The organism is Amycolatopsis sp. NPDC051106 (assembly GCF_040682775.1).
In the GTDB taxonomy this organism is placed as follows: Bacteria; Actinomycetota; Actinomycetes; order Mycobacteriales; family Pseudonocardiaceae; genus Amycolatopsis.
The window spans coordinates 18,711-38,282 of sequence record NZ_JBFBBQ010000068.1 but is presented as its reverse complement, the minus strand read 5'-3'; the positions used below and the strand labels follow the sequence as shown (position 1 = coordinate 38,282).

The following is a 19,572-nucleotide window of genomic DNA, read 5'->3' as shown; positions in this document are numbered from 1 at the left end:
GCGGCTTCGTTACCCGGCGTGGCAGGCGATGCGGTGACCGGTCACGGCCTCGACCGGAATCCGCAGGAAGCGGCGGCCGGCGAGCGAGGGGCACGGGCACAGGCAGGCGATCGCGGCGTCGTCGCCCGGGGACTCGGCGGCCCGGCCCAGGATGCTGACGTACCACCCGGCGCCGAAGTCCGCGGAGAAGTCGTCGGCCTCGAACGCGACGACGGCGTCGCGCACGCCCGCGTACAGAGGACTGCCGGTCGGGACGGCGAACACGACGGCCTCGCCGACGACGGTGAAGCGCACCGGCCGGACGGCCGGCATGGCCCGGTGGGTGAAGATCACCCGGCCGAGGCTCGCCGTCCGCAGCAGGGTCAGGCACTGCTGCCGGTCGAGCAGCAGCCCGAAGCCCACGTCGTCCACCATCGCGTCCCTGCGTTTCTGCCCGTGAAAAATCCCGATCGCCAGCGTGAGTGGTGGGCCGAGGCGGCCGGTAGGGCCGTTCGGCCCGGCCCGGCCGGGGGGTCCCGGCAGGCACGCCGCGTGGTCTCGCGCCAGGGCCGGAAGACCCGGGCCGCGGCGGCCGCCCGGCCGGTGTGGCGGCCACGCGGTGTCACCTAGCGTCGTGACCGTCAGTCGCCGAGGAGAGGTGAGACCCGATGCCGCCGCAGTCCGCCACGGGTGAACCCGCTCCCACGGCGACGTTCAGCCTCGACCCGGAGCTGGTCCGGTCCGCGATCGCCGGCCACCGCGCCGGGATAGCGGGTGTGCTGCGCGCCCTGCGGCCGACGGTGTTCCGCTACTGCCTCGGCCGGCTCGGCACGTGGCAGGACGGCTCGTCGGACGCCGAGGACTGCGCGCAGGAGGTGCTCCTGGCGGTCGTCGGCGCGCTGCCGGGCTACCGCTACGAGGCCGACAGTTTCCTGGCGTTCGTGTTCGGCATCGCGGCGCACAAGGTTTCCGACTTCCACCGCCGCCGGGCCCGCGACCGCACGAGCCCGGTGGCCGATCCCCCGGCCGAGCGCGGGACGGGCGGCGACCCGACGGGTGAAGAGGTCGAGCGCGCCGCGGGCCTGGACTGGTCGGCGGACTTGCTCGACACGCTTCCGCCGCGGCAGCGGGAGATTCTGGTGCTGCGCATCATCTTGGGCCTTTCGGCCGAGGAGACGGCGGCGGCGGTGGGGCTGGGCAGCGCGGGAGCGGTCCGCGTCGCCCAGCACCGGGCACTGACCACCCTGCGGCGCGGCTTGGTGGCCCAGAAGCGGGCGGCCTCCTGACGAGGCAGCCGCATCGAGGGACTTGGCCTCTTCCGATGCGGCGTTCCCGGCCGCGCGGCATCCCGTGCCCGCCGCGACCCGGTTCGCTCCACCGGCCACCGATCCGCCGCCCGCACCAGCCATGCGCCGCACCGCCACCGGTCCGGCTGCGACCGCTTTCGCTCCCCCCGGACCGCGTGACATCCCGCACCGGCCACGACCGGCTTGATCTGTCGGGCACAACCGATCCGCCGCCGGCCCCCAGCCGGGGCCGCGCGGCCGCGCCGTCTCTCCGCCGCCGCGGCGTGCGATCATGCGGCCGTGCCTCCGCTGCTGATCGTCGTCGGCGGGCTGCCCGCCACCGGGAAGACCACCGTCGCCACGGAACTGGCCCGGCGCACCGGGTTCTCCTTCCTGCGGGTCGACACCGTCGAACAGGCCATCGTCCGCGCCACTCCGCTGGTACAGCCGCTCGGGCCCGTCGGCTACGTCGTCGCGCGGGAGGTCGCCGCCGATCTGCTGCGGACCGGGGTCAGCGTGATCGCCGAGTGCGTCAACCCGCTGGCCGTCACCCGCGATGCCTGGCGGGACACCGGTCTCGGCCACGGCGCGCGGGTGCTCGAAACCGAAATCGTCTGCTCGGACCCCGCCGAACACCGGCGCCGCGCGGAAACGCGCGACGTCGGCATCCGGGATCTCGTGCCGCCGACGTGGCAGCAGATCGTGAGCCGGGAGTACGAGCCGTGGACCCGCGACCGCCTCGTCGTCGACACCGCCCGGTTGCCGGTCGGCGAGGCCGTCGCGGTCATCGAAGCGGCGGCGCGGCCTCGTCGTTGACGCTCTCCAGGCGGCGGCCGGTCGTGCGCGGGCCGAGCACCGCGATGTCCACCGCCACCACCACCAGCGCTCCGGCCACGACCAGGAACAGCGCCGTCGGGCCGCTCGAGTTCAGCAGCGGCACCAGCACGAACGGCATCGCGCCGCTCGCCAGCCGCGAAAGCGAATAGGTGCCGCTCGACGCCGTCGAGCGCAACGCCGTCGGGAAGATTTCGGCCTGGTAGATGTGGTAGGCGTTCGAAAACACGTTGCTGGTCGCGGTGTAGAGGAAGCCGAACACGAGGATCAGCGCCATCGAACCCGAGTAGCCGAACGCGATGCCGAACACCGCCATCGCCAGCACCGAGGCGACCACGAGGTACTTGCGCTCGAAGCGTTCCACGAGCGGCAGCGACAACGCCGAGCCGACCGGGTAACCGAGGTAGGTCAGCGCGGCGAACAGCAGCGACTGCGAAAGCGCGTACCCCTTGGCGGCCAGCACGAGCGGCACCAGCGTGCCGAAGCCGTAGTAGCCGAGCGTCTGCAGGATCTGGAACACGACCATCATCCAGGTGCGGCGGCGCAGCGCAGGGCCGAACAGTTCCCGCACCGGCGCGGCGGCGCGCCTGCGGGTGGTGCCGCGCGGCGGGGCGGGATTCTCATTGACGCCGCCGCGTGCCTCGGCTTCGAGCCCGGCCACCAGGTGCTCGGCCTCGTCGGTGCGGCCGACGGACTCCAGCCACCGCGGCGACTCGGGCAGGCCGCGCCGCAGCAGGAACACCGCGCCCGCGCCGAGCGCGCCGATCACGAACAGCCAGCGCCAGCCGGCGATGCCGAGGATCTCGTGTTCGGTCAGGCCGCGGGCGAGGAAGCCGACGACCGGGAAGCCGCAGAACGCGAGCGTGTACGCCCAGGCGATGAACCGGCCGCGCTTGCGCGCCGGGAGCAGGTCGGTGAGGTAGGTGTCGGCCAGCGGCGGCTCCGCGCCCAGCCCGATGCCCGCGAAGAACCGCGTCACCAGCAGCATCAGCGCGCTGCCGCTGAACGCGCCGAGCAGCGAGAAGAGCGAGTAGAGCCCGAGGTTCAGCAGGAACGCGCCGCGGCGGCCGAACCGGTCGGCGAGCCGGCCGAGCAGCAGGGCGCCGAAGAACATGCCGACGAACGTCGACGCCAGCAGCGGCGGCAGCTCCGCCTTCGTGAGGGAGAACTCCTCGACGAGCACCGAGCTGAGCACGCCGGTGAGGAAGACCTCGTAGAAGTCGAAGAACAGGCCGAGCCCGACGGCGACGGTGGCCCGGCGGTGCGTGCGGGTGATGGGCAGCCGGTCGAGCCGGCCCGCGATCGTGCCGGTGTCCGGCACGGCGGCGTCGGGGATGTTCGCCATCCGTCGTCTCCTTTGACTTCTCCACCATGTGGTTGGCCGACCCATAATGTGACGGCGATGGCGCAGAGTCAAGGACACGCGGGACACACCCAGGATCCGTTAACGGGCAACGAGCCGCAGGCCGGGACGAACCGGGCACGACGAGGCGCCCGCGAGACTCAGAGCCCGGCGACCTGCTCGACACCCGGCCGGTACCCGAGCCGCTCCGAGGCGCGCCGGCTCGCTTCGACCACGATCGGCGCCAGCCGCGGCACGTCCGCCGGCGTCATGCGCTGGGTCGGCGCGCCGATCCCGATCGCCGCGCTGACCTCGCCGTTCAGGCCGAACACCGGAGCACTCAGCGACGCCGCGCCGAGGTCTCGCTCCTCGAAGCTGACCGCGTACCCCGCCTCGCGGATTTGGCCGAGCTGCTCGGTGAGCAGGTCGATGTCGACCGTCGTGCGCGGGGTGAACCGGGCCAGGCCGTGGCCGATCGCGTCCTTGACCGCCAGCTTGTCCCAGGCCAGGAACACCTTCCCGGCCGAGCCCGCGTGCAGCGGCATCACCATGCCGACCACGAACAGCCGCACCACCGGGTGCCGGGACTCCGCCAGCGAAATCACCGTCCGGTACGCGCCGTCGCGGACGTACAGGCAGGCCGTCTCGCCCGTTTCGTCCCGCAGCTGCTGCAGCACCGGCCGGGTCAGCCGGACCAGGTCGAGGCCGAATGTGCCCGGCGCCGCCCAGCGGACCAGGCCGAGCCCGACGCGGTAGGTGTCGTCGTAGCGGTCAAGGAAGCCTTCGCGCACCAGGTTGTGCACCAGCCGCTGGCACGTGCTCGCCGGCAGCCCGGTCGAGCGGGTGATCTGCTGCAGCGTGAGCTCGGGGTCGTCGATCGTGAACGACTCGAGGATCTGCTTGAACTTGCGCAGTACGAGCACCGGCGTCGTGCCGCTGCGTTCTTCCTCTGCCATCGCCCCGCCCCGTGCCCGTGGTGTGCCGCACAGTCTATCCACGCTCGACGCCGTTGACTCCGCGACACTCACCCGTATTCTGGGTATACAACTCACATCGTGGTTTGGAGTCGGGCATGAGTCAGCAAACCGGGCCCCTGGCGGGCATCCGGGTGGTCGAACTGGGGAACTTCATCGCCGCGCCGACCGCGGGCCGGCTCCTGGCCGACTTCGGCGCCGACGTCGTCAAGGTCGAACGCCCGGGCACCGGGGACGAGCTCCGGCGCTGGCGGCTGCACGACGGCGACACATCACTGCTGTTCCGCACGCTCGGCCGCAACAAGCGCTCGGTGACCGTCGACCTGCGCCGCCCCGAAGGCCAGGAGCTCGTCCGCGCGCTCGCCGCCCGCAGCGACGTCCTCCTGGAGAACTTCCGCCCCGGCACCCTCGAACGCTGGGGTCTCGGCCCCGGCGAGCTGCGCGCGCTCAACCCGCGGCTGGTCGTCGTCCGCGTCTCCGGGTACGGCCAGACCGGCCCGTACCGCGACCGGCCGGGCTTCGGCGGCGTCGCCGAGGCGATCGGCGGCCTGCGCGCGCTCACCGGCTACCCCGACCGGCCGCCCACGCGCGTCGGGGTCAGCCTCGCCGACTCCGTCGCCGGGCTCTACGCGGTGATCGGCGCGCTGATGGGCCTGCTTCGGCGCGACCGCGAGCCGGGCGCCACCCCGGGTGAAGTCGTCGACGTCGCGCTGTACGAAGCCGTCTATTCGCTGATGGAGTCGCTGCTCCCGGACTTCGAGGTGTCCGGCGTCGAGCGCGCCCCGGCCGGCTCCGCGCTGCCCGGGGTCGCGCCGTCCAACACCTACCGCTGCGCCGACGGCAAGTACATCGTGGTCAGCGGCAACGGTGACGCGATCTTCCGCCGGCTCATGCGCGCCATCGGGCGCGACGACCTCGCCGGCGACCCGCGGCTCGCGGACAACGCCGGCCGGGTCGAGCACGCCGGGCTGCTCGACGACGCGATCGGCGCGTGGACCGCGACGCTCACCCAGGAAGCCGCCGAAGCCGTGCTGCGCGGGGCGTCCGTCCCGTGTGGACCGATCCTGACCGCCGCGGACATCGCGAAGGACCCGCACTTCGAGGCCCGCGGCATGCACGAGCGGCACCGCGTACCCGGCCACGACGGCGAAGTCACGTTCCCCGGCATCGTGCCGACGCTGACCGAGCGCCCCGGCCGCACCCGCGCGCTCGGGCCGGAGCTCGGCGAACACACCGAGGCCGTGCTCGCCGAGCTCGGCGTCACCGGCGAGGCGGTCGCCCGCCTCCGCGAGAACGGAGTGATCTGACCATGACCGAAGTGCTCCTCACCGAGGTCGTGCTGCGCGACGGCCTGCAGGACGAGGCCGTCACCCTGCCGACGCACGAAAAGGTCCGGCTCGCGCGCGGCCTCATCGACGCGGGCGTGCGATCCCTCGAAGTCGGGTCGTTCGTCTCCGCGCGCCGGGTGCCGCAGATGGCCGGCACCGGCGAGGTGCTGAAGACGCTGCTGGACGCGCCGGCGGCGCTGCACACGCTGGTGTTCACCGAACGCGGGGCGCGGCAGGCGATCGACGCGGGCGCCCGGACGGTGCGGCTGGTCGTGTCCGCGAGCGACGGGCACAGCGTCGCCAACGCGGGCGTGCCGACGGCCGCGGCGCTCGACCGGCTGGCCGGGTGCGCTTCGCTGCTCACGGAGGCGGGAGTGGCCATCGAAGCTTCGGTGGCGACGGCGTTCGTCTGCCCGTTCGACGGCGACACGGACCCGGACCGCACCGCCGACGTCGCCGCGCGGCTGGGCCGGCTGGGCGCCCGCGTGGTCCACCTCGCCGACACGATCGGCGCGGCTCGGCCGAGCCAGTTGCGCACGGTCGTGTCGGCGGTCCGCGACGAGCTGCCGGACGTCCCGCTCGGCCTGCACCTGCACAACACGTACGGGCTGGCACTGGCGAACGCGTGGGAAGGGCTGGGCCTGGGCATCCGCCGGTTCGACGCGGCCCTGGGCGGCCTCGGCGGCTGCCCGTTCGCGCCGGGCGCGTCCGGCAACGTGGCGACGGACGACTTGGTCGACTTCTTCCACCGTGAAGGCATCGCGACGGGCCTCGACGTGGTGAAGCTGGCCGAGCTGCGCGATCAGATCGGGCTCGCGGTGGGCCACCGCCTGGGCTCGGCTCTGTCCGCGATTCCGGCGGTCCCGGCCGCGCTGCGCTGACCCGGATGTCATGAACGGGTCGTTCACCGCGCCGGACGAGGTGAATGAGTCGTTCATGGCTTTTCGGGGCGGCGGTCACGGGCACGGATTCTCCCGCGTCGGCGGGTATTCGACCGGCGGGCATTCGGAAGGCCTCACTCTGGTATACGGATGCGGGTTCAGGTCGGTTCAAAGTTTTTCGCCACACCCGCCGAAGCTGGACAACGCCCCGGTCAGCGGCCCAGGATGGGCGCACACCCGAGTACGCCGGAGAGGGACACGCGCGGCAACCCAGCGTGATCCAGGTGCGGGCCGTCGCGCCCGCGTTTTTCGCGTACGCCATTCTTCCGCTATTTCCGGCGCCTTTTCGCGAGCACTCGCGACTACGGAAACGGAACCCCGGCCTGACGGTTGGTAATTGCCGATAATTTCTTCTTGCCCGGTGTCAAACCCCGGTGTAGCTTCCATCACGGAACGATAACCAGCCGGTTGACGGCGCGGCCACGGGCAGGTGGCGGCGCACCCACTGATGTCGGGTCAGTGGCCGGCCGGGAATCGTCCGTCCCGCCGACGCTGCTTTCGAATGTCTCAGTCTGGTGAGCACGAGCCTGGGCTCGTGCCGCCAGTGTCGCGCATTCCCGCCAGCCCGACACCCCGGAGGATCCACCCATGTCCCGCACCCAAGGGCGCCATCGCATTTCCCGCAGAACGAAGATCGCGACCGGCGGCCTCGCCCTCGCGGTCGCGGTCGGCGGTATCGTCGTCGCGACGACCACCGGCAACACCGGTGAGGCGAGCGCCGACGAGGCCAACCCCGCGTTCTTCGTCGACATCCTCACGGTTCAGCCGAACCAGTTCGACCCGCGCCCGGTCTACGGCGCGTCGACCGGCACGTTCACCGTCGACTGCGGCCGCAACGAGAACGGCCACTTCAACCCCGACAACTTCATCGCGCAGCCCGGCGTCCGCAACGGCGCGCAGCACCTGCACGACTACGTCGGCAACCTCTCGACGAACGCCGACTCGAACAACAAGAGCCTCGTCAAGGCCGGCACCACGTGCCGCAACGGCGACAAGTCCGCCTACTTCTGGCCCGTCGTGCGCATCGACACCGGCGAGGAAGAGAAGAACGAGCCCGCCAAGGCGCCAGACAACGAACGGGCGCAGGCCGACCAGGAGGCCAAGACCGTCCAGGTCGCGTGCCCGGACGTCGCCAGCAAGCTCACCGACGTCCCCGACCCGGCTATGGCCGAGGTCGGCGACAACCTCGACCAGCTCGACACGCAGACCGACGAGGCCAACAAGCGCGTCGCGCAGACGCAGGGCCAAGGCGGCGCGAACTTCGTGCAGAACGCCATCCTCGGCCCGCTGAAGGACCGGCGCGCCGCGATCCTCGAGCGGATCGCCACCATCATCGCCCGGTTCGCGCCGAAACCGAAGGACCTCGGCGGCCTCGCGCCGTGCGCGCCGAAGCCGGGCAAGGACACCGGGACGCCCACCCCGCCGCCGAGCAGCACCGCGGGCGGCGCGCTCCCCGGGCAGGACGAGAACAACGAGCTGCCGGGCAACGACGGCGAGATCCTGCGCCCGCAGAAGGTGCAGATCACCTTCCGCGGCAGCCCGGCCGGCAAGGTCGTGGCGATGCCGAAGTTCCTGCGCGTGCTCTACGGCGACGCGAAGGTGTCGACCAACGGGCCGGCCAACGCCCGCGCGAGCTGGACGTGCAGCGGGTTCGAGAACCGCGTCACGGACAAGTACCCGATCTGCCCGCAGAACAGCAAGGTCAAGCGGATCCACACGTTCCCGAGCTGCTGGGACGGGCAGAACACCGACAGCGCGAACCACCGCACGCACATCGTGTTCCCGGACCAGTTCGGCCGGTGCGCCAAGGGGTTCAAGGCCGTCCCGCAGCTGCAGATCTCGCTGACCTACGACATTCCGCACGACATCCAGGTCAAGAAGCAGTACAAAGTGGACGCTTTCCCGCAGGAGAAGCACAACCCGGGTTCCGACCACGACGACTTCGCCAACGTGATGTCGCAGCGGATCATGAGCGGGCTCGTCAACTGCGTGAACCGCGGTAAGACCTGCCGGGCGTGACACTCCCGGGAATCGGCGGCGCGGAGCACCCCGCGCCGCCGGTTCCTGCGGTTGAATGACCGGCATGGTCACCGGTGACGAGGTCCGCGCGTTCGCCTTGACGCTCCCCCGCGCCTACGAGGCGGTCGTGCGCGACCGGGCCAAATTCCGCGTCGGGCAGATCGTGTTCGTCGCGCTCTCGCGGGACGAGACCGAGATGGGCTTCGGTTTTCCCCGCGACCAGCGGGAAGCGCTGGTCGCGGGCGAACCGGAGAAGTTCCTCATGCCCGAGCCGTCGGATCTGCGCTACCAGTGGGTGCGCTGCCGCCTCGCGGCGATCGACGCGGACGAGATGCGCGAGCTCGTCCTGGACGCCTGGCGGATGTGCGTGCCGAAGAAGGTCTGGGCGGCCTACGCGGAGACCCACCCGCTCTGATCCCGCTCGGCGGCGGCGAGCGCGTCTTCGGTGATGACGAGCAGGCCCGCGAGCACGGCGAAGGCCGGCACCGCCATGAGCACGAACACCGCGTGCAGCCCGAAAGCCTGCGCGATCACGCCTCCCGCGAGCGCCCCGAGGGACTTGGTCCCCCACGCCACGAGCCGGTAGCTGCTGTTGAGCCGGCCCAGCAACCCGTCCGGGGTGAGCCGCTGGCGCAGCGAGACCATGACGACGTTGGACACCATGACGCCCGCGCCGCCGACGAAGAAGCCACCCGCGACGGCGTACGGGTTCGCGGTCACCGCGAGCGTGCCGACCGAAAGCCCGCCGGTGAGCCAGGAGATCCAGAGCGTGCGGACGCGGCCCAACCGGCGTTCCACCACCTCGGCGACCAGCGACCCGGCCAGCCCGCCCGCGGCGCTCGTGGCCATCAGCAGCCCGAAGGCCGGTGCGGACAGGCCCATCGGCGAACCCGGGCCCACCGCGTAGAGGACCACGACGGCGAAGGTCGCGCCGGTGGCGAAGTTGAACGTGCCGACCATGGCCGAGAACGTCCGCAACACCCTATGGCGCAGCAGGAAACGCACGCCTTCGGCGATGTCCGCACGCAGGGTGGTGTGCTTCTCGCGCGGGATCCGGTACTCGCCGCGCACGAGCAGCAGCGCCGCGACCGCGACGGCCCACAGCGCCACCGGCGTGCCGAGCGCGGCGACGACCCCGGCCGCGGCCAGCACGCCGGCGAGGGGCGGGCCGGCGAACTCGTTGGCCGTCTGCTCGGCGGCGAACATGCGGCCGTTGGCGCGGGCCAGCTGCTCCCGCCCGACGACCTGCGGAACGATCGACTGCGCGGCGGTGTCGTAGATCGTCTCGGCACACCCGACGCCCACGGCGGCGACGTACAGCACCCAGATCGATCCCCCGCCGAACACGGTCAGCAGCGTGACGCCGGCGAGCAGCGCGCCGCGCACGAGGTTGGCGACGAGCATCGCGCGTCGGCGGTCGAGCCGGTCGACCAGCGCGCCGGCGGGCAGCGCGAACAGCAGCCACGGCACGCTGAAGGCGAAGGCGAGCCCGGCGATGAGGGCGGGCTCCCGGGTGTAGCCGACCGCGACCAGCGGCAACGCGACCTTGAGGACGCCGTCGGCGAGGCTGGACAGGCCGGCGGCGGACCACAACCGCCAGAACACGGAGTTCATTGGTGGAGGATCGCACATCGATGGGCTTTTCTCCATCGATGTGACCCGATTCCATCGATGGACTACGCTCCGCTCATGACGGAACCCCGCCGCCGGCGCCCGGCGACGCCGGAGGAGGCCAAGGCCCTCGGCCACCCGCTGCGGCTGCGCATCATGCGGATGTGCCTGGTCGAGGAGCTGACGAACAAGCAGCTGGCCGACCGCCTCGGCCGCGACCCCGGCACGGTCCTGCACCACGTCCGCCAGCTGGTGTCGGCGGGGTTGCTGGAGCAGGCGCCGGTCCGCACGGGAGCGAGCGGCGCGCTGGAGAAGCCGTACAAGTCGAACAACGAGACGTGGTGGTTGGACGGTCCCCTGGCCGAAGCCGACGCCGAGACGCGGTTCGCGCCGATCGAGATCTTCCAGGAGGAGATCCAAGCGGCGGGACCGGAGTCGGTGGCGGTGCACGAGAAGTTCCTGCTGCACCTGTCCCCCGACGAGATCGAGGAGCTGGACCGGCGGATCCTGGCGGTGCTGGACGAGTACGTGGCAACCGACCACGAACGGTCGGACCGCCCGGCGGTGGGCGGGATTTTCGTACTGCACCACGTGAAGCGCGAGGCCTCCGAACGCAGTGAATGACTCATTCCTGGCGTCCGGCGCCAGGAATGAGTCATTCACTGCAGCGGCCCACCCGCGGCGAGCCCCAGTGCGGTCAAGGCCAGGGCACGCGCGAAGGCCCCCTGCCCGGGGGAGGTGGGCAGGGGGCCGGCTCGCTCGCCCCGGCCGGGGATGGTGGCCGGGGCCGCGGTGACGCTGTGGCCGCCGAGCCGGGGATCGCTGCCGGTCCCGCCGGAGTGGCGGGGCTTGGCCCTGCCACTCGGGAGTCCCCGCGCAGCCGAAGAGAGACATCCCTCTCGGCTCGCCGAGCGGGATCCACCGCTCGGCGAAGTGGTCTCCGACCGGCGCGGTTCTCGCCCACCCCCAGGGCCGGCGAGAGCCGCGTCGGTGATGCGTCAGTGGTTCACCTTGAACCACGGCTGCGACCAGCCGAGGTAGGTCTGGCCCCACTTGCTCTTGATCTGCGCGATCGTCGTCTCGGTGTACGTGCCCGCGCCATTGATGTCGTTCGACAGGAACTTGCCGCCGCCGATGGAGATCATCGTGTGGCCCGCGCCGCCGTTGGAGAAGAACGCCAGCCCGCCCGCCGGGACGTCCGTGCTGTTCGGGTGCTTGTACGCGCTGGGAATCTGCGTCCAGTGCACGTACGCCGTGGTCGAGCCGCTCGCGGAGAAGCCGTAGTTCTGGGCGTTGATGCGGTCGCACCAGCCGTCGTAGGACGAGTCGTAGTTCGTGTGGACCCGCGACTTCGCCTTGGTGACCGCCTGGGCGCAGGTGTTCAGGTCGCCCAGCCCGGAGGTGCTGCAGGTCGCGGCCGGCGGGGTCGGCACGTCGGTGCAGTCCGGCGCGATCCGGCCGTCGGAACCGGTGTAGACGTAGGTGTCGGTGATGTAGCCGCCCGGCACGTGGTCCCAAATGTTGCTGGTGCCGTACTTGCCGGTGACCGTCTCGCCGGTGGTCTGGCAGTCGATGTCCACGGCGGCGCCGTCGGCGACCGTGCCGGCCGAGCTCGCGCCGGTGCTCGGGGCCGAGCGCACGGTCAGCGGCGCGCCCGAGTCGGTGTGCACCGTGCCGGTGGCCGCCAGGGCCGGGGTGGCGCCGGCGAGCACGATCGCCACGGCGATGCCGGCCACGCCGGCCGCCCGCTTCCCGATCCGAATTCTCATTTGTCCGTCCCTCCGGGATTCGTTGTGGGGACAGCATGGCGACCGCCGGTACAAGGCCCGTACAAACGCGCGAACGCGCTGTGAAGATGCGGCGAAAAGGACGAAGCCCCGCCGGAACACCGGCGGGGCTTCACCACGGGGAACTCAGGCCAGGTACTCGGCCGCCGCGCGCAGGCTGACGTAGGAGCCGCTGAACGTGTCGATTCGCGGGCCGTCGCCGTCCGCGGGGCCCGGCACGCCGGTCTCCACCCGGATGTAGTCCACAGTGGACAGCGCGCTGAGCAGCTCGCGCACCCGCGGGTGCCGGTGCGCCTCCCGGGTCACCACGACGACACTGCGGAAGTCCCGGGCCGCTTCGAGGACCGCGTCGGCGTCGCCGGGTGTCGCGGTGAGCGTCCGCGTGCCCGGCACCAGCTCGGCCAGGTGCGCGCCGAGGCCCCACGGCATCGGGCCGGCCGCGATGGTCGGCTCGGTCTGGACGTCGACGACCAGCGGCGGCCCGTCCAACCGCGGCTCGCCCTGCACCCGAAGCGCCTTGCGGGCCGCCTCCAGGCCGAGCCGCCGGTCCACCGGGCCCACCGAAGCCGGCGCCGGGTCGGTGCCCAGCGCCGCCGTCCGCGACGCAGCCTCCGCCAGCCGCTCCAGGGGCAGCTCCCCCGCCGCGACCGCGGCCACGATCGCCGCGACGCACGCGTCCAGGTGCTCGGCCTCGAACGCCGCGCCCCCGAGGCAGAGCGCGTCCGCGCCCGCGGCCAGGGCCCGCACGGCCGAGCGGCCGAGGCCGTCGTGCTTGCCGTACGCGCCCGAAACCGCACCCATCTCCAGGGCGTCGGTGATCACCGCGCCGGTGAAGCCGAGCTCGCCGCGCAGGACGTCGGTGAGAGCTGTCCGGTTGAGCGTCGCCGGCTCGTCGCCCCAGGCCCGCACGACCAGGTGGCCCGACATCACCGACCGCACCCCGGCCCGGATCGCCGCGGCGAACGGGACCAGCTCGATCTCCCGCAGCTCTTCGACGGTCCGCGGCAGCACCGGCAGCGCGACGTGCGAGTCCTCGGTCGCCGCGCCGTGGCCCGGGAAGTGCTTCGCGCACGCCGCGACACCGTACTTCTGCAGGCCGGTCACGTAGGCCGCGACGTGCGGCGACGCCTTCGCCGGGTCGGATCCGAACGCCCGGACGCCGATGATCGGGTCCTCGGCTGCCAGGGTCAGGTCCGCGCACGGCGCGAGGTTCAGCGTCACCCCGCACGCAGCCAGCCGCTCGCCGAGCGCGGCGGCGACCGCCGTGGTCAGCTCCGGGTCGTCGGCCGCGCCGAGCGCCAGCGGGCCCGGCACGAACGACCCGGTGTTGACGTCGAGGCGGGTGACGTCGCCACCCTCTTCGTCGATCCCGACCACGACGCCGTCCCGCTCGCCCCGCAGCTGGGCGGTGAGCGCGGCGACCTGCTCGTCGTCGACGACGTTGCGGCCGAACAGCACCACCCCGCCCAGGCCGCCGGCGATCCGGCGGCGCAGCCAGTCCGGCGCGGTGGTCCCGGCGAACCCGGGCAGGAGGACTGCCTCGGCGAGCTTTGCCACATCCGAAGACAACGGCTACCCCTTCACGGCGCCGGCGGTCGCGCCGGACACGAGCTTGCGTTGCACGAGCAGGAAGAACACCAGCGCCGGGATCGCGTAGATGACCGACGCGGCCATGACGCCACCCCAGTCGGTGGCGAACGCCGTGCGGAAGGACGCCAGCCACACCGGCAGCGTCTCCTTCGGCTTGTCCCGGATGAACACCAGGGCGAACAGGTACTCGTTCCACGCGGTGATGAAGCTGAACACCGACGTGGTGACCAGGCCCGGGCCGAGCAGCGGCAGCGTCACCCGGCGGAACGCGCCGGTCTGGCTGCAGCCGTCGATCATCGCGGCTTCTTCCAGCTCGTACGGGATCCCGTTGACGAAGCCGTAGAGCATCCAGACCGTGAACGGCAGCGTGGTGGCGAAGTAGATCAGCAGCAGCGACGGCAGCGTGTTGAGCAGCCCCGCGTCCCGCATCAGCAGGAACAGCGGGATGAACAGCGCCGACACCGGCGCCAGCTGCGCCACCATGACCAGCACCAGGAAGCCCTTGCGGCCGGTGAAGCGCAGCCGCGACAGCGGGATCGCCGCCAGGGTCCCGGCGACCAGCGCGCACAGCACCGAGCCGACCGTGACGATCAGGCTGTTGAGCAGGTACGTCGGGAAGTTGTCCTTGCCCAGCGCCGTGGCGAAGTTGCCGAACGAGAAGGACGTCGGGATCAGGTCGTACTTCGGCGAGAGGATCTCGCCGGGCGTCCGCAGCGACGTGACGAACATCCAGTACGTCGGGAAGACGATCGCCAGTGCCACGAGCACGCCGACCACCGAGAGCACGATCCGCTGCGAGAGCGACTTCTTCACGACAGATCACCTTCCCGGGTCCGGGTGAGCAGCTGGATGTACCGGCCCGTGATGAGCGCGAGCACGATCAGCATCAGCGTCGCGATCGCGGCCGCCGCGCCGAAGTGGTTGCCCGCGATGCCCTTGAGGTAGAGCACGACGGCCAGGGTGGTGCTTCCGCCGTCGGGGCCGCCTTCGCGGATCGCCCAGATCTGGGCGAACGCGTTGAAGTCCCACAGCACGGACAGGAAGGTGACCATGGTGGTGATCGGCTTGATCGCGGGCCAGGTGACCGCGCGGAACGTCTGCCACGCGCTGGCGCCGTCGATGCCGGCGGCCTCGTACTGCTCGCGCGAGACGCCGATGATGCCCGCGTACAGCGAGAACGTCACGAACGGCACGGCCTGCCACACGATGAGCAGCCCGATCACCGACAGCGTGCTGGCGCCGCTGGAGAACCACGAGAAGCCGATGAAGCCGTGGAAGCCGAGGCGGTCGAGGGTCTTGTTGAGGATCCCGTACTGCTCGTCGAAGATCCACTGGAACACCGTGGTCGTCGCGATCACCGGCGTCGCCCACGCCAGGACCAGCGTGACCTGCACGATGATCCGCACGACCGGGCCGAGGTGGCGCATGAGCACCGCCAGCAGCAGGCCGCCGAGGATGGTGGCGGCCACGATGGCGGCGGTGAAGACCAGGGTCCGGAAGGTGACCGTCCAGAACTCCGGGTCCGAGAGCGTGTTCGTGTAGTTGTCGAACCCGATCCAGACGGTCTTGCCGGAGACCAGCTGGCCGATGTCGAGCTTGCGGAAGCTGATCGCGAGCACCTGGACCAGCGGCCAGGCGAGCAGGACCAGGATCGCGGCGAGCGCGGGAAGCAGCAGCAGGTACGGGAGCACCCGGTCGCCGAACCGGCCCCGCCTGCGCTTCTTGGCCCGCGTGTCGCGCGGCGATGCCGGCGGGGTCGCCCCCGCCGGCATCGTCACATTGGCGGTCGCTGTCATCCGCCGATGAGCTTGTTCAGCGCTGCGTTGGCGTCGGCGGTCGCCTGGTCGAGCGTCTTCTTGCCGGTCAGGTACGCGGTCAGCATGTCCTTGACCGGGTTCTGGCCGGACTCCACGTCACCCCACTGCGGGCTGGCCGGCACGGCCTTGCCGTTGGTGGAGGCCTTCGCCATCACGCTGCCCAGCGGGTCCTTGTCCAGGCCGGTGAGGTCGGTCGACGTGCCGGGCACGACGCCGGCGGCGGCGAGCTGGCTCTGGTACTTCGGGCTGGAGAGCAGCTTGATGTACTCCTTGGCGGCGGCCACGTTCTTGCTGTTGGCCGGGATCGCCAGGTTGGAGCCGCCCAGGAAGACCGGGGCGGTCTGGCCGGCGGTCTTGCTCGGGATCGCGAACGCGCCGGTCTTGGCGGTCAGGCTCGGGTCCGTCTTGGCGGCCGTCGGCAGCTCCCACGGGAGACCGATCATCATGGCCACCTTGCCGCCGCCGTAGACGGTCGCCTGCTGCGGCTTGGCCTCGTCGGCGTCCTTCGGCGCCTTGGTGCCGGAGGTGTCGACGAGCTTCTTGTAGAACTCGAGGCCCGCCTTCGCGCCGGCGCTGTCCAGCGTCGCCTTGAACTTCTTGCCGTCGGGCTGGGCGATGTCACCACCGTTGTCCCAGATGAACGACAGCAGCGAGTACCAGTTCTGACCCGGCATGTAGAGGGCCTGGAAGTCCGGGTCGGAGCCGAACTTCGTCTTCAGCTTGGTGATCGCGTCGATCCACTCGTCGTTCGACGTCGGCGTCTTGGTGATGCCGGCCTGCTCGAACATGTCCTTGCGGTAGATGACCTCGCGGTTCGCCGCGTAGAACGGGACGCCGTAGACCTTGCCTTCGTAGGTGCCCGAGTCCGCGAGCCCCTTCAGCCACTGCGCGCCGTTGAAGCTGTCCTTGTCGGCGGTCAGGTCGGTCAGCACGCCTTCGTTCGAGGCGAACGCCGCGGTCTGCGTGTTGCCGATCTCGATGACGTCCGGCGGGGTCCCGCCGGCGAGCGCGGTGGTCAGCTTCTGCTGGATGCCGTCCCACTGCTGGATTTCGTACTTGACCTTGACGCCCGGGTGGGCGGCTTCGAACTCCTTGTTGAGCGCGTCGGTCAGCGTGGCCGGCGCGGAGCCGGTCATCAGCCAGACCGTGACGTCGCCGGTGATCGGCGCGGGAGCACCGCTCGACGAAGCGGCCGTGTCGGTGCCGCTGGAGCCCGCGCAGCCTGCGGTCGCGAGGGTGACTGCGGCGGCGCCCGCCGCCAGCTTGAGCCAGCGTTTCACTCGATGCCGTCCTTTCCATGCCCGGCCACCGTGGCCAGGCGCCCCAAATGGTGTAGACCAATGTTGGGGTTAGAGTGGTACGTACCACAGGCCCTGTCAAGGCGGTTGCCGGAACGTTGTAAACGCACCGGGGAGTCTGACGCGGAGTAGCCGGACGGTCACCGGCCTCGCCGCGACCTGCGGGGGAAGTCGTCCGAATAGGAGGGTGTCCGGAACGTTTTTCACCGGTGGCCACGCGCGATTCACCCCACGGCCACCCGGTCGGCGCAACGAAATCCGCCCTGGGAACGGCTCCCCCGGGCGGCGGTCTTGCGCGAAGTCGCGGTTCGGCCAGCCTCCACCGCGGCCGGATTCGAACGTCTTGAATGAGTCATTCAGGTCTTGGGAGGTCCTGAATGACTCATTCAAGACGTCTGACCGGGGCACCACGCCCGTCGGCCGGTGCCGGGGCGGCCAGGTCGGCTTACTCCGCCGGAACCCGCGGGTTGTGGACGGCAGCGGCCGCTGGGCGCCTTCGGACGGGGGCGCCCGACGGACCGCCTGTCCAGAGGCGGTGAGTTCGCGCGGAATCACCTCGAGCGGAAGCGGCGTGGCCGCGCCTTCCGCCGGCGGGCGAGCACGACGCCGAGCACCGTCACCAGCAGGCCCGCCGCCAGCAGGGCGGCACCGAACTCCGGCCCGGCGCCGAAGTGCCGCAGCACCCGCACCGCCCCGAGCGCGAAGCCGGTCACGACCAGGACCGGCCCGAGCACCAGCGCGACGGTACCCGTCCGCTCCGCGGGGACGACCTCGAACACCGGCCGCTCTTCGCCGGCCGCGCCGACGTCCGAAAACACGGTGGTGATCGGCCCGAAGGACACGCGGTCGCCGTCGTGCAGCAGCCGCGCCTGCCTCGGGGCCAGCGCCTCGCCGTTGACGAGCGTGCCGGCGCGCGAGCCCGCGTCGGACACCCAGGTGCCGCGCGCGTCCCGCCGGAGCCACGCGTGCCGCGGGCTCACCCGGTCCGAATACAGCTTCAGGTCCGCCTCGGGGGCGCGCCCGACCAGCCACGAGCCCCGCCGCACCTCCAGTCGCGCGACCGCGCCGCCGAGCGTCTCGATCGTCGCTGTTCCCCGCTGCCCCATCGCCCCTCCCACCACGTCCCGACTCCGGACAGAGCCGCGCCGCGGCGGAAAGATGCGCCCCGAACGGGTGAACCGGGCGGCTTTCGGGCGACGATCATCCTCCCTCGACCGACTGGGTGCGTAAGCCGATCCGGCCCCAGAAACCGGGAGAACGATGAAGTCAGCTTGGCAAGTCCGCGCGGGCAGGCAGGGCGAGCGCGACCAGGAGTCCCTCGCCGAAGGTCTCGCGATCGTCGGCTGGGGCGGCGTCCCCGCTCTCGGCGGGTTCGCCACCCGGGAAGCGCTCAAGGCCGGGCTTCGGGAGTGCTACCCGCAGCGGTCGGACTACGTGGTCGGGAACTGGGCCGGGCAGCTGTGGCGCTTCTACCGGGAAATGAGCGAGGGCGACCTCGTCGTCATGCCGCTCAAGAACGTCCGGCGGTTCGCCATCGGGGAGGTCACCGGGTCGTACCACTTCCGCCCCGGCGCGACGCCGGACTGCCGGCACGCACGGCCGGTCCGGTGGCTCCGGACCGACGTCGACCCCGGCGAGTTCGGCCCCGACCTGCGCGGCAGCCTCGGTTCCCTGCTCACGGTGTGTCGGCTGAGCCGCCACGAGGCCGCCCGGCGGATCGGGGAAATCGCGGCCGCACGGTCGGACCCGGGCTGGCGGCACGCCGCGGCGAACCTCGATCCCGACGCCACCCAGGCCGACCTGTGGGAAGCCGTCGAGACCGGCACGGCACCGGTGAAGCTGACCGTCCGGGCCCTGCTGTCCCTGTGGGGCTACCGGCGGCGCACCGCGACGTCCCTGGTGACCGTTCAATCCGAGCTGGCCGAGCACGGCGTCACGACCAAGCCGGCCTTCACCACGTCCCGGATGGACGCGGTCGTCGAACTGGTCCCGGTCGCCGACGAGCCGGGCACGACGGACTCCGAAGCGGATCCACCCGAGGTCGAGGCGCTGGACGACCTGCCGGCCAAGTGGATGGTGCGGGCGGTCCTGCCGGACCAGCCCGCCATCGTGGCCGTCACGGCCGGGAAGCCGCTCTCCACCGCGGTGACGCTCATGCTGGCCAAGAACTACTCCCAGCTGGCGGTGACGGATGAGGACGGCTTCTGCGTCGGCGCGGTCAGCTGGGAATCGATCGGCCGGGCCCGCTTGACGAACGCCGAGCCGACGTTGCGGGACGCCACCACCCAGGTCCGGGTCATCGACTTCGATGACGAGCTGTTCGCGCAGATCGACGAGATCTACCGGCACGGTTACGTCTTCGTCCGCGGAGAAGACCGCCGGAGGCTCATCGGGGTCGTGACCGCCAACGATCTCGCCCGCCAGTTCGGCGCGCTGGCCCGCCCGTTCTCCCTGCTCGAAGAGGCGGAGCTGCGGCTGCGCCGACAGACCAAGCGCAGCCTGCCCGAGGACCTGCTCGACCGCGTCGCGCCCAAGTGGGCGAACGGGAACCCGACGTTCGGCAACTACGTGCGCCTCTTCGAGGAGCAGCACCACTTCGATCTGCTGGACTGGCCGCTCGACCACGGGGCGTTCCTCGACCTGCTCAAGGAAGCGCGCCGGATCAGGAACGACCTCATGCACTTCTCCGGCGACGAGGTCCCGGAGCAGGACCTCGCCGCCATCGAAGGGTTCTGCGCGACGATCAAGGCCGTCGACCAGTGAGCG

At 71.5% G+C, this 19,572-nt stretch carries 18 protein-coding genes; 8 read left to right on the top strand and 10 right to left on the bottom strand.

Annotated elements, in window-relative coordinates:
- Window positions 1–9: 9 nt before the first annotated feature.
- Window positions 10–414 carry a pyridoxamine 5'-phosphate oxidase family protein gene (locus AB0M83_RS35840; RefSeq protein WP_364524030.1) on the bottom strand — a complete coding sequence of 135 codons (405 nt, stop codon included), beginning with the start codon at window positions 412–414 and terminating at the stop codon, window positions 10–12.
- Between the two features lie 233 nt (window positions 415–647).
- Between AB0M83_RS35840 and AB0M83_RS35835 the strand changes: the two genes are divergently transcribed.
- Together AB0M83_RS35835 and AB0M83_RS35830 are read left to right on the top strand one after the other, a co-directional pair.
- The gene (locus tag AB0M83_RS35835) at window positions 648–1,265 is read left to right on the top strand and encodes a sigma-70 family RNA polymerase sigma factor (RefSeq protein WP_364524028.1); all 618 of its coding nucleotides are present in this window, start codon (window positions 648–650) and stop codon (window positions 1,263–1,265) included.
- A 300-nt stretch (window positions 1,266–1,565) separates the two neighbouring features.
- On the top strand, window positions 1,566–2,081 hold the full coding sequence (locus AB0M83_RS35830; protein ID WP_364524026.1) for an AAA family ATPase: 516 nt from the start codon (window positions 1,566–1,568) through the stop codon (window positions 2,079–2,081).
- Here the strand turns inward: AB0M83_RS35830 and AB0M83_RS35825 are convergent.
- Together AB0M83_RS35825 and AB0M83_RS35820 are read right to left on the bottom strand one after the other, a co-directional pair.
- A complete protein-coding gene (locus AB0M83_RS35825) occupies window positions 2,050–3,444 on the bottom strand; it encodes an MFS transporter (RefSeq protein WP_364524024.1) in 1,395 nt (464 codons plus the stop codon). The genes AB0M83_RS35830 and AB0M83_RS35825 overlap by 32 nt on opposite strands.
- Window positions 3,445–3,602: 158 nt before the next feature.
- Window positions 3,603–4,397, bottom strand: a complete 795-nt coding sequence (locus AB0M83_RS35820; RefSeq protein ID WP_364524022.1) for an IclR family transcriptional regulator — start codon at window positions 4,395–4,397, stop codon at window positions 3,603–3,605.
- A gap of 116 nt (window positions 4,398–4,513) precedes the next feature.
- On the opposite strand from AB0M83_RS35820, the gene AB0M83_RS35815 reads away from it, so the two are divergent.
- The 4 genes from AB0M83_RS35815 (at window position 4,514) to AB0M83_RS35800 (ending at window position 9,118) form a co-directional block, all read left to right on the top strand.
- Window positions 4,514–5,722: a CaiB/BaiF CoA-transferase family protein gene (locus AB0M83_RS35815; RefSeq protein WP_364524020.1), complete on the top strand. Its 1,209-nt coding sequence runs from the start codon at window positions 4,514–4,516 to the stop codon at window positions 5,720–5,722.
- A 2-nt stretch (window positions 5,723–5,724) separates the two neighbouring features.
- Entirely contained in the window at window positions 5,725–6,624 is a 900-nt protein-coding gene (locus AB0M83_RS35810) for a hydroxymethylglutaryl-CoA lyase (protein ID WP_364524018.1), read from the top strand.
- 648 nt (window positions 6,625–7,272) lie between these two features.
- Window positions 7,273–8,703: a DUF1996 domain-containing protein gene (locus AB0M83_RS35805; protein ID WP_364524016.1), complete on the top strand. Its 1,431-nt coding sequence runs from the start codon at window positions 7,273–7,275 to the stop codon at window positions 8,701–8,703.
- Between the two features lie 64 nt (window positions 8,704–8,767).
- Window positions 8,768–9,118: an MmcQ/YjbR family DNA-binding protein gene (locus tag AB0M83_RS35800; RefSeq protein WP_364524014.1), complete on the top strand. Its 351-nt coding sequence runs from the start codon at window positions 8,768–8,770 to the stop codon at window positions 9,116–9,118.
- Here the strand turns inward: AB0M83_RS35800 and AB0M83_RS35795 are convergent.
- A complete protein-coding gene (locus tag AB0M83_RS35795) occupies window positions 9,094–10,317 on the bottom strand; it encodes an MFS transporter (protein ID WP_364524012.1) in 1,224 nt (407 codons plus the stop codon). The genes AB0M83_RS35800 and AB0M83_RS35795 overlap by 25 nt on opposite strands.
- Before the next feature lie 75 nt (window positions 10,318–10,392).
- Here AB0M83_RS35795 and AB0M83_RS35790 point away from each other — a divergent pair, with 75 nt between their 5' ends.
- On the top strand, window positions 10,393–10,938 hold the full coding sequence (locus AB0M83_RS35790; protein WP_364524010.1) for a winged helix-turn-helix domain-containing protein: 546 nt from the start codon (window positions 10,393–10,395) through the stop codon (window positions 10,936–10,938).
- 374 nt (window positions 10,939–11,312) lie between these two features.
- Here the strand turns inward: AB0M83_RS35790 and AB0M83_RS35785 are convergent, their stop codons facing one another.
- The 6 genes from AB0M83_RS35785 to AB0M83_RS35760 all read right to left on the bottom strand — a co-directional run bounded on the left by AB0M83_RS35785 (window position 11,313) and on the right by AB0M83_RS35760 (window position 17,912).
- Window positions 11,313–12,083 (bottom strand): hypothetical protein, encoded by a 771-nt coding sequence (locus AB0M83_RS35785; RefSeq protein WP_364524008.1) that lies wholly within the window; start codon window positions 12,081–12,083, stop codon window positions 11,313–11,315.
- 144 nt (window positions 12,084–12,227) lie between these two features.
- Complete coding sequence (locus tag AB0M83_RS35780; RefSeq protein WP_364524006.1) at window positions 12,228–13,658, bottom strand: glycoside hydrolase family 3 N-terminal domain-containing protein; 1,431 nt, start codon at window positions 13,656–13,658, stop codon at window positions 12,228–12,230.
- A 15-nt stretch (window positions 13,659–13,673) separates the two neighbouring features.
- Window positions 13,674–14,504: a carbohydrate ABC transporter permease gene (locus tag AB0M83_RS35775; RefSeq protein WP_364524004.1), complete on the bottom strand. Its 831-nt coding sequence runs from the start codon at window positions 14,502–14,504 to the stop codon at window positions 13,674–13,676.
- Entirely contained in the window at window positions 14,501–15,487 is a 987-nt protein-coding gene (locus AB0M83_RS35770) for a sugar ABC transporter permease (protein ID WP_364524002.1), read from the bottom strand. The genes AB0M83_RS35775 and AB0M83_RS35770 overlap by 4 nt, the downstream gene beginning before the upstream one ends.
- On the bottom strand, window positions 15,484–16,788 hold the full coding sequence (locus AB0M83_RS35765; protein WP_364524000.1) for a sugar ABC transporter substrate-binding protein: 1,305 nt from the start codon (window positions 16,786–16,788) through the stop codon (window positions 15,484–15,486). The genes AB0M83_RS35770 and AB0M83_RS35765 overlap by 4 nt, the downstream gene beginning before the upstream one ends.
- A gap of 569 nt (window positions 16,789–17,357) precedes the next feature.
- Window positions 17,358–17,912 (bottom strand): FHA domain-containing protein, encoded by a 555-nt coding sequence (locus AB0M83_RS35760; protein ID WP_364523998.1) that lies wholly within the window; start codon window positions 17,910–17,912, stop codon window positions 17,358–17,360.
- 154 nt (window positions 17,913–18,066) lie between these two features.
- Here AB0M83_RS35760 and AB0M83_RS35755 point away from each other — a divergent pair, with 154 nt between their 5' ends.
- Window positions 18,067–19,569, top strand: coding sequence for a CBS domain-containing protein (locus AB0M83_RS35755; protein WP_364523996.1), 1,503 nt, complete (start codon window positions 18,067–18,069; stop codon window positions 19,567–19,569).
- Window positions 19,570–19,572 lie beyond the last annotated feature (3 nt).